This is a genomic window from Burkholderia sp. Leaf177, from assembly GCF_001424345.1.
In the GTDB taxonomy this organism is placed as follows: domain Bacteria; phylum Pseudomonadota; class Gammaproteobacteria; order Burkholderiales; family Burkholderiaceae; genus Caballeronia.
Genome location: NZ_LMPF01000001.1, coordinates 143,978 through 158,224, shown reverse-complemented (window position 1 = coordinate 158,224; position 14,247 = coordinate 143,978). Strand labels below are relative to the sequence as shown.

General features: G+C 59.6%; 12 protein-coding genes. 10 read left to right on the top strand and 2 right to left on the bottom strand.

Going from position 1 to position 14,247, the window contains the following annotated elements; all coding sequences use genetic code 11:
- The first annotated feature begins 21 nt into the window (after positions 1 to 21).
- The 10 genes from ASG35_RS00685 to ASG35_RS00640 all read left to right on the top strand — a co-directional run bounded on the left by ASG35_RS00685 (position 22) and on the right by ASG35_RS00640 (position 11,203).
- Entirely contained in the window at positions 22 to 591 is a 570-nt protein-coding gene (locus tag ASG35_RS00685) for a pseudouridine synthase (protein WP_056351582.1), read from the top strand.
- Positions 592 to 923: 332 nt separating this feature from the next.
- Entirely contained in the window at positions 924 to 1,118 is a 195-nt protein-coding gene (locus ASG35_RS00680; RefSeq protein WP_056351580.1) for a hypothetical protein, read from the top strand.
- 141 nt (positions 1,119 to 1,259) lie between these two features.
- A complete protein-coding gene (locus ASG35_RS00675) occupies positions 1,260 to 1,832 on the top strand; it encodes a DUF192 domain-containing protein (protein WP_156392931.1) in 573 nt (190 codons plus the stop codon).
- Positions 1,833 to 2,136: 304 nt separating this feature from the next.
- Complete coding sequence (fusA, locus tag ASG35_RS00670) at positions 2,137 to 4,242, top strand: elongation factor G (RefSeq protein WP_056352829.1); 2,106 nt, start codon at positions 2,137 to 2,139, stop codon at positions 4,240 to 4,242.
- 106 nt (positions 4,243 to 4,348) lie between these two features.
- Entirely contained in the window at positions 4,349 to 4,861 is a 513-nt protein-coding gene (locus tag ASG35_RS00665; protein WP_056351577.1) for a cupin domain-containing protein, read from the top strand.
- A gap of 174 nt (positions 4,862 to 5,035) precedes the next feature.
- Entirely contained in the window at positions 5,036 to 6,709 is a 1,674-nt protein-coding gene (locus ASG35_RS00660; protein ID WP_056351574.1) for an ABC transporter substrate-binding protein, read from the top strand.
- 37 nt (positions 6,710 to 6,746) lie between these two features.
- Complete coding sequence (locus tag ASG35_RS00655; protein WP_056351573.1) at positions 6,747 to 7,769, top strand: ABC transporter permease; 1,023 nt, start codon at positions 6,747 to 6,749, stop codon at positions 7,767 to 7,769.
- Positions 7,766 to 8,626, top strand: a complete 861-nt coding sequence (locus tag ASG35_RS00650) for an ABC transporter permease (protein ID WP_056351572.1) — start codon at positions 7,766 to 7,768, stop codon at positions 8,624 to 8,626. Before ASG35_RS00655 ends, ASG35_RS00650 begins: the two co-directional genes overlap by 4 nt.
- Complete coding sequence (locus ASG35_RS00645; RefSeq protein ID WP_056351569.1) at positions 8,623 to 10,695, top strand: ABC transporter ATP-binding protein; 2,073 nt, start codon at positions 8,623 to 8,625, stop codon at positions 10,693 to 10,695. The genes ASG35_RS00650 and ASG35_RS00645 overlap by 4 nt, the downstream gene beginning before the upstream one ends.
- Positions 10,696 to 10,780: 85 nt before the next feature.
- On the top strand, positions 10,781 to 11,203 hold the full coding sequence (locus ASG35_RS00640) for a hypothetical protein (RefSeq protein ID WP_056352827.1): 423 nt from the start codon (positions 10,781 to 10,783) through the stop codon (positions 11,201 to 11,203).
- Between the two features lie 344 nt (positions 11,204 to 11,547).
- Here the strand turns inward: ASG35_RS00640 and ASG35_RS00635 are convergent, their stop codons facing one another.
- Positions 11,548 to 12,393 carry an aldo/keto reductase gene (locus ASG35_RS00635; RefSeq protein WP_056351566.1) on the bottom strand — a complete coding sequence of 282 codons (846 nt, stop codon included), beginning with the start codon at positions 12,391 to 12,393 and terminating at the stop codon, positions 11,548 to 11,550.
- Positions 12,394 to 12,502: 109 nt separating this feature from the next.
- Positions 12,503 to 14,224 carry an aspartate-alanine antiporter gene (gene aspT, locus ASG35_RS00630; protein ID WP_056351563.1) on the bottom strand — a complete coding sequence of 574 codons (1,722 nt, stop codon included), beginning with the start codon at positions 14,222 to 14,224 and terminating at the stop codon, positions 12,503 to 12,505.
- Positions 14,225 to 14,247: the final 23 nt, after the last annotated feature.

Below are 14,247 nucleotides of genomic sequence, written 5' to 3'. Positions count from 1 at the left end.
CATCAACATTGCACTGATTCCATGCCGCTGATTGCCCTCAACAAACCGTTCGGCACGATCTGCCAGTTTTCGGCGCACGAAAAACATCCGTCGCTGGCTGAATGGGTGAAGACGCCCGGCGTCTATCCGGCGGGCCGGCTCGATACCGACAGCGAAGGCCTGCTTCTTCTCACCGACGACGGCGCACTTCAAGCGCGCATTTCAGAACCGCGTCACAAACTCGTGAAACGATACTGGGCGCAAGTCGATGGCGCGCCCGACTCGGCAGCGCTCGAACGCCTCGCCGCGGGTGTGGACCTTGGCGACTTCGTCACGCGTGAATGCGAAGTGAAACGTGTTGAATCGGCGGAAGCGCTTTGGCCGCGCAACCCGCCTATCCGATACCGCGCTGCAATCCCCACGACGTGGATCGAATTGCAGATTACCGAAGGGCGCAACCGGCAGGTACGCCGCATGACAGCGGCGGTCGGATATCCGACCTTGCGTCTGGTGCGCGTGGGAATAGGTGCGCTGGATATATTCAGCCTCGGCCTTGAACCCGGTGCGTCGATGAACCTGTCTCCTCGCGCGCCATGGAACGGCATCGTTTAAATCGAAGCTCGTTTCATCGTCCGCGGAAAATTACGAATTCATTTCGTTTTCCAAACGAATTCTTATTTAACTCCGATGAGAATTGTCGTCAACCGACTCCCCGCGTGCGGCGTTATTCGCAGCAGATGCCTTAAAACCGCCATCCGGCATTAGCGAAGAACTGCAACGAATAAGCCTTTTATGAAGGCTTTGCGTAAGGTTTAAATGCTCGCAGCGGGATCGAGATTTTGTTCGAAACCCCTGTCAACCAAAAGGTGGATGGCTCGTTTACCGACATGACTCCATCGACCGGGTCACAAGGTTAAATCAAACTAAAGCTGAGGATTCACAACATGAACAAACTGATCGCTGCTCTCGTCGCTGGCCTGTTCGCAACGGCTGCATTCGCACAAGCTTCGGCACCGGAAGCATCGGCTCCTGCAGCTGCTTCGACCGCTCACAAGTCGGCACACAAGAAGTCGACCCACAAGAAGGCTACGCACCACAAGGCAGCTTCGGCTGCTGCAGCTTCGGCCGCGTCGGAGTAAGTCGCATCAATTGGTTAGAGATCGCGGTAACGCGACGCTAAAACCAAGTAGTGCTGCCGCGTCAAGCGGCGTTCAAAGGCAGACACCTACACAGGTTCTGCCTTTTTCTTTTTGCACGTGCTCAAGTAACATGCGCCAGTCATGCCGGATCATTCACTGAACCGGCTTTATCCCGTGAGGAGTTTCGCCGTGCGTCTTTCGTGGCTTTCCTGTTTTTCGCCCCGCTCAGTTTCATCGTTCGATCTTGGCCGCCTGGTTCGCCGTGCGCTCGTAGCGCTCGCGGTGCCGCTGGTTTCGCTGGGCGCTCATGCGCAGCAAATGCCGGCGGGCGCCAAGCAGCCCGGCGACTTTCCGCACACCAAGCTGACGGCCGGCATGTATGTGATCGACGCCGCCATCGCTTCAAACGATGCCGATCGCGAGCAAGGCCTGATGTATCGCACGAAACTCGCGCCCAACGAGGGCATGTTGTTCGTGTTCAATGAGCGCGCCGTGCATTGCTTCTGGATGAAAAACACGTTGATCCCGTTGTCGATCGCGTTTATTCGTGAAGACGGCACGGTGACGGATATCGATGAAATGCAGGCCGAGACGGAAAATAACCACTGTCCGCGTAACAACGGCGTGTACGCGCTTGAGATGAGCAAAGGCTGGTTCACCGCGAAGGGAATCAAGCCGGGCATGAAAATTCAGGGCTTGCCGCCCGTTCAGTAGGCGAATTAGGAGGCGCCCGGAACGCCGGCCGCGCCACACCAGACTTAAAAGCCGGTCGCCGCTTTCGAGCGCGCGCCGGCTTTTTGCATTCCAAGGCGCTTGAAGCGCTTTCTTCGCTTTGCGCGCGCCAATTTACCGTTTTTCCCGCCCTGGCAAGATTCCTGCAAAGAGAGTCTCGACGCGCTATCCTAATAAACCAGCGAAACGCGCATAGCGCTTTGCTCCGGAGCCGCCAAACCGCCCTTTTCAGCATTTCGTGCCGGTCTGGCATCAAAAAGCTCCATCCAATCAACAGGAGGTTCAAGTGCCCCGCAAGACTCCCATCGACCGCTATCGGAATATTGGTATCAGCGCTCATATCGATGCCGGCAAGACCACGACCACCGAACGCATTCTTTTCTACACCGGCGTGAACCACAAAATTGGTGAGGTTCACAACGGCGCGGCGACGATGGACTGGATGGAGCAGGAACAGGAGCGCGGCATCACCATCACCTCCGCCGCGACCACGGCCTTCTGGAAAGGCATGGCCGGAAATTATCCGGAACATCGGATCAATATCATCGATACACCCGGACACGTCGACTTCACCATCGAGGTCGAGCGCTCGATGCGCGTGCTGGACGGCGCGTGCATGGTCTACGACTCGGTCGGCGGCGTGCAGCCGCAATCCGAGACCGTGTGGCGCCAGGCCAATAAGTACAAGGTCCCGCGCATTGCGTTCGTCAACAAGATGGACCGCGTGGGCGCCGATTTCTTCCGCGTTCAGCGGCAGATTGGCGAACGCCTGAAAGGCGTCGCCGTGCCGATGCAAATCCCCGTTGGTGCCGAAGATCATTTCCAGGGCGTGATCGACCTGGTCAAGATGAAGGCGATCATTTGGGACGAAGCGAGCCAGGGCGTGCTGTTCGAGTATCAGGAAATCCCTGCGAACTTGCGCGAAACCGCTGAGGAATGGCGCGAAAAGATGATCGAAGCCGCCGCGGATGCGAACGAAGCGCTGATGGACAAGTACATCGGCGGCGAAGAAATCAGCGAGGACGAGATCAAGGCTGCCATCCGTTCACGCACGCTGCGCAGCGAAATCGTGCCGATGTTCTGCGGCAGCGCGTTCAAGAACAAGGGCGTGCAGGCGATGCTCGACGCGGTCATCGACTATCTGCCGTCGCCGGCGGACGTGCCCGCCATCATGGGCGTGGACGAATACGACAAGGAAGCGGAGCGTCATCCGACCGACGAGGACCCGTTCGCAGCGCTCGCGTTCAAGATCATGACGGACCCGTTTGTCGGCCAGCTGATCTTTTTCCGCGTGTATTCGGGCGTCGTGAATTCGGGCGACACGGTCTATAACTCGATCAAGGAAAAGAAGGAACGGCTCGGCCGGATTCTCCAGATGCACGCGAACGAGCGTCAGGAAATCAAGGAAGTGCGCGCCGGCGATATTGCCGCGGCCGTGGGTTTGAAGGAAGCCACGACGGGCGACACGCTCTGCGACCCCGCTCATCCAATCATCCTGGAACGCATGATTTTCCCGGAACCGGTGATCTCCCAAGCGGTCGAGCCGAAGACGAAACCCGACCAGGAAAAAATGGGCATCGCGTTGAATCGCCTTGCGCAGGAAGATCCGTCGTTCCGCGTTCAGACCGACGAAGAGTCCGGCCAGACGATCATTTCCGGCATGGGCGAATTGCACCTGGAAATTCTCGTCGACCGGATGCGTCGTGAATTCGGCGTGGAAGCGACCGTCGGGAAGCCGCAGGTGGCGTACCGCGAGACCATCCGCATTCCGGTGGAAGACATTGAAGGCAAGTTCGTCAAGCAGTCGGGCGGACGCGGCCAGTACGGTCACGTTGTGCTGAAGCTGGAGCCGCAAAAGCCCGGCACGGGTTATGAATTCGTCGATGCCATCAAGGGCGGCGTGGTGCCGCGCGAATACATTCCGGCGGTCGACAAAGGTATTCAGGAAACGCTGAAGGCGGGCGTGCTGGCGGGTTATCCGGTTGTCGACGTGAAAGTGACGCTGACTTTCGGCTCGTATCACGACGTGGACTCGAACGAAAACGCGTTCCGCATGGCTGGATCGATGGCGTTCAAGGACGGCATGCGGAAGGCCAAGCCGGTGCTGCTCGAGCCGATGATGGCCGTGGAAGTGGAAACGCCCGAAGACTTCATGGGCAACGTGATGGGCGATTTGTCGTCACGGCGCGGCATCGTGCAAGGCATGGAAGACATTGCGGGCGGCGGCGGCAAACTGGTTCGCGCCGAAGTGCCGCTGGCGGAAATGTTCGGCTACTCGACCACGCTGCGCTCTCTGACGCAGGGCCGCGCCACGTACACGATGGAGTTCAAACATTACTCCGAGACGCCGAACAACGTCGCGGAAGCCATCGTCAATTCGAAGTCGAAGTAAATCTCGTCAAGTTATAAGCTTGGCAGTTCATATGAAGTCCGCTGTTGCCTGCCGGTGGCAGCGGACTTTTTCATGTGTTTAATCCATCGTCCAGCCGGGGAACAGAATGAGCGACGACCATAATCACGAGCATCAGCACGAACATGAGCACGAGCACACCGACTGGCGCGAGAACGGCGTCAAGGTCATCAAGGGCGACCAGCTCGATACCAACACCGCGCAGACGCCCGGCATGAACCGCGCCGCCGCGATCAATGCAGCGCGGGTCGGCGCGCAGAAGATCTGGGCCGGAACGGTCACGATCCATCCGAACGCCAAGACCGGCGCCCATCATCACGGCGCGCTGGAAAGCGTGATCTACGTGGTGCGCGGACAAGCGCGCATGAAGTGGGGCAATCATCTGGAATTCACGGCTGAAGCCGGCCCCGGCGATTTCATCTTCGTGCCGCCGTACGTGCCGCATCAGGAGATCAATGCGTTGACCGATGAACCGCTCGAATGCGTGCTCGTGCGAAGCGACAACGATGCGGTCGTGGTGAACCTGAATATCGACGCGGTCGAGCAACCCGAAGAAGTGTTCTGGGTCGATCCAATCCACAAGCATCCGCATCAGCACTGATAAAACGCGCGTTCCTGGCGCGAATATTTTGCGCGGCGAAACGCGGACCGGGAATCGGAACGCAATTTGCTCCGCTAAACTGGATGTGCATCGGCAGGCGGCTTTGGACCGCGCTGGTGCGCGCAGTGTCGTCGAGTCGAGAACAACAACCCGAACCCCGAACCGGACAGCCCGATGAAGAAAACCAACTCGCCTTTTTTCTCCGATTCCGCGCTCGATTCCGCGCGCAACTCAGCGGGAGAACTGGGCAATCACGCCATCGATGAATTCAAGGAAGGCCGGCTCTCGCGGCGCGAATTGTTGAGGCACGCGAGTCTGCTCGGTCTTTCGATGGCGGCGGGTGGCTTGATCGGCATGCCCTCGGCACGTGCCCAGGCGCCTGCAGGCAAGCCCGGAGCCACGATCCGCGTGGCGCATCTGACGCCATCCGGTCAGGTCGATCCGCTGACCGTGACCGATCCGGCCGGACTGGCGCTGATCAATCAAACAGGTGAGTTCTTGATCGACGACGACGGTCAGGCGCTCGTGCTGCGCCCTTCCCTCGCGCTTTCGTGGAAGCCCAACGCAAAAGGCGATGTGTGGACGTTCAAGCTGCGCCCGAACGTCAAGTTCCACGACGGCCAGCCGATGACCGCAAAAGACGTCGCCGCAACCTTCAACCGGCTGGCCGATCCGGGCAGCGGTTCGGCCGCGTTGTCGGTGCTGAAAGGCGTGTTGTCGAAAGGCGCGGTGAAGGCCATCGACGATATGACGGTCGAGTTTCATCTCGATGCGCCGAACGGCAATTTCCCGTACTACGTTTCCTCCGATACGTATAACGCCGTGATCCTCCCGGCAAACTTCAGCGGCACGTACGAGAAGTCGTTTCCCGGCACGGGCCCGTTCAAGTTCGAGTCGTACACGCCGAAAGTGGGTGCGTCGTTCGTACGAAATCCGGATTACTGGGGCGAAAAAGCGCTGCCGGAACGTATCAAGTTTTCCTTCTACGCCGACGAACAATCGGAACTCCTCGCGCTGCAAGGACGCCAGGCCGACGTCATGGGCGACTTTACGGTCCAGGGCGGCGTCAGCATGATGACGAACCCGGAGTTCAAGGTGCTCGGCGTGAAGTCGAGCGCGCATCGCCAGATCCACATGCGCACCGACACGGGTCCGTTCAAGGACAAACGCGTGCGTCAGGCGCTCGCGCTCGCGGTGAATCGGGAAGTGATCGTGAAGGGTTTGTTCAAGGGACATGCGGCGCTCGGGAACGACAGCCCGTTTTCGCCGGTGTTTCCATCGAGCGACATGAGCGTGCCGCAACGCAAGCTGGATATAGCGAAAGCCAAGCAACTGCTCGCGGCGGCCGGCGTACCGAATGGTTTCGATGTCACGCTCACGACCGAAAAGTACATGGAGATTCCCGATCTTGCGGTCGTGATTCAGAACGCGGCGAAGGCGATCGGCATCAAGATCACGCTGAAGGTCGAGAGCCAGGAGTTGTATTACGGCGCGGGTACGTACGGCAAATCGGACTGGCTCGATTCGCCGCTCGGCATCACGGATTACGGGCATCGTGGCGTGCCGAATGTCTTTTTGAACGCGCCGCTGACAAGCGAAGGCACGTGGAACGCAGCGCATTTCAAGAACCCGCAATACGACAAGCTCGTCGCGGATTTCGTGGCGGCGCTCGACGTGGCATCGCAGAAAAAGCTTTCCGGCCAGATTCAAAATCTTCTGCTCGATGAAACCCCGGTCATCATTCCGTACTTCTACGACCAGTTGATCGTCACGCGGGCAAACGTGAAGGGCGTGCGTTTCAACGCCATTTCGCAGTTGTATTTCGAACGCGCGACGCTTGGCGCTTAGTGGGTGATTCGTCGATGATCACAGGACGCCTCGATCCATGAACACGGTTTCTCCACCGGTCGCTTCGAAAGCCGCGTCACGTTCCAATGCAGGCAGCGCGCTGCGCATCGCGCGGTTTATCGGCGTGCGGCTGTTTCTGGCAGCCATCACGTTGGGGCTGCTTTCGGTGATCGTGTTCGCGGGCGGCCAGCTGCTTCCCGGCGATGTAGGCCGTGCAATCCTCGGTCCTCTCGCCGACGCACGCGCGGTCGCCGCACTCAATCATCAGCTTGGCGTAGACCGGCCGTTGCTCACGCAATACGCCGGCTGGATCGGGCATTTCCTTCGCGGCGACATGGGCGAGTCGTATTCGTATCGCGCGCCGGTCGCGCCGTTCATTGGCGCGGCTTTGCTCAACTCGGCGAAGCTCGGCGCGCTAGCGTTCATTGTCGTGGTGCCGCTGGGAATTGCCGGCGGCGTGTACGCTGCGCTTCACGAAGGCCGATGGATCGATCGGACGATCAGCATCACGGGGTTATCGGCGACAGTCGTGCCTGAGTTCGTTTCGTCCATTGTGCTGATTCTCGTGTTCGGCATCTGGCTGCAATGGCTGCCGATCGAAGCCACGTATCCGCCCGGCGCGAACGTGCTGGTTCAACTGAAGCATCTGATCCTGCCGGTGTTGCCGCTCGTGCTCGTGTTTTTTGGTTATATCGCGCGGATGGCGCGTGCCGGAACCGTTGAAGCGCTCGATGCCGATTACACGCGCACCGCAATCCTGAAGGGCTTGCCGCGCCGCGTGGTGATCATGCGGCACGTGTTGCGCAACGCATTGCTGCCAACCGTCACCGTCGCCGCAACGCAGCTCGGCTACATGATCGGCGGGCTGGTCGTGGTGGAGACGCTGTTCCACTATCAGGGCATCGGCTCGCTGATCTACAACGCCGCGAAAGGCAAGGATTTCCCGATGCTCGAAGCGGGCGTGCTGACCATCGGCGTGATCTATACGACGGCCAATCTCATCGCCGATGCATTGTATGTAGTGCTCAATCCGCGCTTGCGGGTAAGGAACGCGCAATGAGCACGACGACCGCCGCGCCGGCATACAAGGCGCCAAAATACGAACGCACGAAAGCGCTGTTGCGCTCGCCCACGTTTCTGGCCGGCGCGCTGATCCTGTTGTTCTGGGTCGCGTGCGCAATCGGCGGACATTGGGTCGTGCCGCAAGATCCCTACGCGTCCGATCCGCTCAATTCGCTCACGCCACCCGACGGCACGCACTGGTTCGGCACCGATCAGCTCGGCCGCGATGTCTTCGCGCGCGTGATCGTCGGCGCGCGCGACATCCTGACCATCGCGCCATTGGCGACGCTGCTCGGCACGGTTGCGGGGACGGCGGTGGGCTTGATCGTCGGTTATTTCGATGGCTGGGTGGACAACGTGGTCGGCCGCCTGATCGACGCCGTTCTTGCGCTGCCGCTCGTGATCGTCGCCCTGCTCGCGCTCGCCGCCGTGGGCGCGAGCAACCTGACCGTGATTCTCGTGATCGGCATCACGTTCACGCCCATCACCGCGCGCACCGTGCGTGCCGCCGTGTTCGCCGAACGCAACCTCGACTACGTGCTCGCCGCGCAATTGCGTGGCGAAAACGCGTTCTACATCATGTTCGCGGAAATTCTGCCGAACGTGCTTCAACCGATCATCGTGGAGACGACCGTGCGGCTCGGCTACGCGATTTTCTCGGTGGCGACGCTGTCGTTTCTCGGCTTCGGGATTCAGCCGCCATCGGCGGATTGGGGTCTCGCGCTGTCCGAGTGCTACACGCTGATGGCAGGCGGCGCATGGTGGACGGTCGTGTTCGATGCCGCCGCGATCGCCTCGCTGGTCGTAGGCGTGAACCTCGTCGCCGATGGCATTCAGGGAGTCCTCGACCGATGAACGGCCCGCCTCCATCCGCTTTCCCCATTTTCGATGGATCGAAAAGCGCCGAAACCGATGCGCTGACCATCGTCGGATTGACGGTCGCATATCGCATGCGCGGGCGGGATCGTGAAGTCCTGCAAGACATATCGCTGCGGGTAAAACGTGGCGAAGCGTATGGGCTCGTCGGCGAATCGGGTTGCGGCAAGTCCACGGCCGCGCTCGCGGTTCTGCGATATCTGCCGCGCAACGGGCGTGTGAAGGCGGGCAAGATTTCCATCGCCGGACACGACATTTCCTCGATGAACGCCGACGCGTTGCGGAACATGCGTGCGAACGCGGTATCGATGGTGTATCAGGACCCGGGCCGCGCGCTGAATCCATCGCTGACGATCGCGCGGCAAGTGTCGGAGGCGTTCGAACTAGCGGGGTCGTCGGTCAGCGAGGCGCTGGAACGCACTATCGATATCCTGCGGCGCGTGCGCATTTCGTCGCCCGAACGCGTGATGGAAAGTTACCCGCATCAGTTGTCGGGCGGCATGCAACAGCGCGTGGTAATTGCCATGGCGCTTGCATGCAACCCGGAACTGCTGATCCTCGATGAACCCACGACCGGGCTCGACGCCACCGTGGAAGCCGAAGTGCTCGACCTGATCGCGCAACTGCGCGAGGAACTCGGCACGGCGGTGCTTTTCATCAGCCATAACCTCGCGGTGATCGGGCGCATGTGCGATCGCGTCGGCGTGCTGTATGCAGGGAAATTGGTCGAGGAAGGTGCAACGCAAGATGTATTCGCCAAGCCACGGCATCCGTACACGGTCGGGCTGTTGCGCTGCCTGCCGACCACGGGGCGCAGCAAGGACACGGGCCGCCTGGACACCATTCCGGGCTCGCTGCCGCTGCCGGGAACCGTGACGCAAGGGTGCATCTATGCACAGCGTTGCAAGCTGGCCGATGAGCGTTGTCATCGCGAAGCGCCGCCGCCTTATCGCGTTCAGGCCGCTCACGGCGACCAGATGTCGCGATGCCATTACCACGAGCGCGCAACCGAATTGCCACGCGCGACGCCCGAGGTGTTGAGCAAGCGTGTCGAGCGAGATGAGACGGCTATCGCGTTGCGGGCGGTGGGTTTATCGAAGACGTTCAATGTCGGCGGGGAATCCATACGCGCTGTTCACGATGTATCGATGGAACTCGCGCTCGGCGAAACGCTCGGCCTCGTGGGTGAATCGGGCAGCGGTAAAACGACGCTTGCGAAGCTCCTGCTCGGCTTGTTGTCGCCGGACGAAGGCGGTTCCATTGAACTCGATGGCGCCACGCTGCCGCCGCGCGTCACGAGCCGCAATGACGAACAAGTGAAGTCGCTGCAGATCGTGTTCCAGAATCCGGATTCGGCGTTGAACCGCGCGCATTCGGTGCGGCGGCTGATCGCGCGGTCGTTGTCGAAACTGGGCGCGTTGCGCGGCGCCGCGAAAGAAGCGCGTCTGCAATCGCTGACCGCCGCCGTGCGATTGCCCGAGCGGTATCTGAGCTCGCGCACGCAGCAGTTGTCCGGCGGCTTGAAACAGCGTGTCGCGATTGCGCGTGCTTTTGCAGGCGATCCACGCGTGGTCGTCTGCGATGAACCCACGTCCGCGCTCGACGTTTCCGTGCAGGCCGCGATCCTGAATCTGCTCGCCGACCTGCAGCGCGAGCGCGGCGTGAGCTACGTTTTCATCTCGCACGATCTGCATGTGGTGCGGTATCTGTCTGACCGGATCGCGGTGCTGTATCTCGGACGGCTGATGGAAATCGGCCGCGCCGCCGATGTCTTCGATGGTCCGCATCATCCTTATACGGAAGCGCTGTTGTCGTCGGTGCCGGCGCTCGATGGAGCAAGCATTGCGCGGGAGCGGATCCGTTTATCGGGCGAATTGCCGAGCGCGGCGAATCCACCTTCGGGTTGCGTGTTTCATACGCGATGTCCGAGGAAGATTGGCGCTGTGTGCGAGCAGCAGGAACCACCGTACGTCGATGCCGCGAATGGGCATCGGATTCGTTGTCATATTCCGCTGGAAGAGTTGAAGCAATTGCAGAAGGTCGGGTGAGCGGGGCTTGATGCTGATTGCCGATGGAACCAATCGTCGTGCGTCACCTCTTATCGTGTTCATCGTCCGACACGAGGGTTACAACATGAAACTTAATTTCTTCGCGGCTTTTGTGCCTGTTGCAGTTGCATTGTTTGGGGCTGGTTCTTTGGCCCACGCGCAGCAGGCAGCGCCGCAAACACCTTCCGTCGATCCGAGTTTTTCAGCTTATACACTCGCGCAGGAATGCGCCCAAAAAGGCGATAACGCAGCGTTAGGGCAATGTATCGGCGCAGTGCGAGGGATCGTGCGAGGGTATCAATATGGGGTGCTGTTTCTTGGACAGCACTCGCAGTTGAATCCTAATGAGACGCAAGCGGTTTCGCTATGTTTGACTAATACGCCAGTTTCTACGATGGTGGACGAGTTTCTCGCCGATGCGAAACAAGTCGATGAAGATGCGTTGAAACGGACGCCGGCCGAGGTCGCGGTTTTGGGGTCCGTGCATTCGCATCATGGGTGTATGTGAGGGGTTTTTTTGGTGGTGGTCAGGGTGCTGCTGCTTGGGTCTTCGCGGGTTTCTTGTTTTCTGTTCTCTTTAGCACTGTTAGCCACTGTCCGTGGCGGGACTTCATTTCTTGGTCCTTCGGCGACAAAGAAACGAAGCAAAGAAAACGCCTCCCAACCGCTAATTCTTAAGTGTCCACAGCGTGCAGTTTTAATTGTGTGGCACGCAAGAAGCACCCTCGGCGCATAACGCCGCACAGTTGAAACCCTTCCCCTCCGTATCCCTACATCCACACGCTTCGCCACCAGTGGTCTCGGGCAAGTTCTTACGCTCGTTGGCTAACGCAACGCTATTAAATTCGCGGCTTAAAGCATTTCCAGCGGCCGCTTTGATTTCGGCGGTTTGAAATGCGCATCGATTTGAGCCCTTTCCTCCGCCGATAACTCCATGTCCCGCGCCGCCGCGTTTTCCCGGACATGCGCCACAGTGGACGCCTTCGGGATCGCCAGGACTTGAGGTTGTTGTAACACCCACGTAAGCGCGATTTGCATCGGGGAAACGTTGCGTGCGGCGGCTATATCGTTGAGGACGCTGTGTTTTGGCAAGCGCGAATGATCGACCGGGCTGTACGCCATCGCAGGCATGCTCCGCTCACGCATCCAAGGTAAAAGATCGAACTCGGGACCGCGGCGCGCAACGTTGTAAAGGATCTGGTTAGTCGCACAGCGGTTACCGCCTTCAAGCGCAAAAAGTTCGACCATGTCGTCTGTGTCGAAATTGCTCACGCCCCAGTGACGGATCTTGCCGGCCGAAACGAGATTCTCGAATCCGGCAATTACGCCCTCCAGATCTTCTCCGCCACGCCAATGCAGCAAATACAAGTCGATTCGATCTGTCTGCAAACGCTTCAAGCTGCGTTCACATGCCGCCTTAACGCCGGATTCACTGCCGTTGTGCGGATAAACCTTGCTGACAATAAACAGATCATTCCGCCGATGTCCCAACGCCTCGGCAATGAGCTTTTCACTGTCCCCATCGCCATACATTTCCGCCGTATCGATTAACGTCAGTCTCAAGTCCACGCCGGTTTGCAACGCCTTGATTTCATCGGCGCGCACACGCGATTTTTCACCCATCTCCCACGTTCCCTGACCCAACGCGGGAATCTGTTCACCAGACGGCAATTGAACTGTTTTTTGCTTTGATGTCATCGGAAGTCTCACTCAGTCTCGAAGTCTGGTTGGGCTCGGGATGAGCGTCGCAGTTCAACTTTTCATCGCGCGAAGGCACGCCCATTTTCAGCTTGCCTTCACGCGTTTTTTAGACCAGACCGACCAGCAGCGGTCCCAGCAACGTCAGCAAGACGTTGGCCAGCGCGTACGTGATCGCGAACGGCACAGTGGGAACAGCGCTTTCCGTTTTGTCCAGCAACGCGCCAAACGCAGGATTTGCACTGCGCGAACCGGTCAGCGCACCCGCCAGCAGCGCGGCATTGTTGTACTTGAGGACGTAGCGACCGAAGATCATCGTCAGAATGAGCGGCAGTACGGTCACGACCACGCCCAACAAAAAGATGGTCATGCCGCTTTGTTTTACCGTCACCACGGCCTGCAATCCCGAGTTCAAACCAACCGCGGCCACGAACGCGGCAAGTCCGAAATCTTTCATCAATTGCGATGCCGCCGATGGCATCACGCCGTACATCGGATGCTTGCCGCGCATCCAGCCAAACAGCAACCCCGCGAGCAGGCAGCCGCCGCCCGAACCCAGCGTCAATGGCACACCGCCCACATTCACCACGATCAAACCAATCAGCAAACCGAGCACAATCCCGACGCCCATATAAATGAAGTCGGTCTTGTTAGTGACGGGGAGTTCGTAACCGGCTGCGTCGACGGCGCGTTTTGTGTCCTGCGGCGAACCGTAGAAAGTGATCACATCGCCGTGTTCGAGCTGGGTTTCGGGCAGGATCGGCAGCGGCTGGTCAGCGCGCCTGATTTCCTGCAGGAAAACGCCGTGGCGCAGGTCGCGATCGACCGTCGTGCGTACCGCGGCAATCGTCATGTGATTCATGCCCTTGCGCGTGAAGACGCCTTGCCGGTTCTGCATCACGACGCTGATGCCGTCCGTATCCGACACTTCTTCGCCAATGTTCGGCGCCGTCGCGACCATCACCTCGCGTCGTCCGACTACGAGCACGACGTCATCGACTTGCAGCATCACGTCGGGACGCGGTTCGAGCGGCTTGCCGGCACGCCTGATCCGCTCGATGGTAATCATGTCCGATCCGGCCAGCTCGATTTCGGCAACTGTCCGGCCTGCTCCGCCACCCGTTCCGGTGACCACGCCTGCCGCATTGTTTCCGGTTATCCGATACGCGCGTCCGACGAGTTCCGGCAACGCCGCCGTCTGGCCCGGCCCGCGCGCGGTGGTCCCGCCGAGCAAGCTCTTCTCGGCTTCGACCGCAGCTTCTCTCAAGCCTTGCCCCATGAACTTCGGCAGGATGTTGACGCACACGATGATCGCACCGAGCGAGCCGAACACGTAGGTCACGGCGTAGGCAATGGCGACATCGGATTGCAGCGACTTGGTTTCGGCGACAGGCAAGCCGAGGCGCGCGATGGCATCGCCCGCAGTACCGATGATCGCCGATTGCGTCAGCGCGCCGCCGGCCAGTCCAGCCGCAATGCCCTTGTTCAGCCCGAAGAGCTTCGCGCAGATGAGCACGGTGATAAGCGCGGATACCGCGAGAAACACGGCCATCGCGATCTCGCGAAGCGTCTTGCGCGACAAGGAATTGAAAAACTGCGGGCCCGAGTCGTAACCGACTGCATAGATGAAGATGGCGAACATCACGGACTTCACGCCGTTATCGATCTGCACGCCGAACTGGCTGATGACCACGGCGGCCAGCAACGAGCCGCCAACGCCGCCTAGCTGGAATTTCCCAAAATTGATCTGGCCGATGAAATACCCCGCCGCAAGCGACAGGAAGAGCGCAATTTCCGGAGACTTCGTGAGAATCTGATGTATCCATTCCATGATGCCCTCGCTAGATTTGTGTT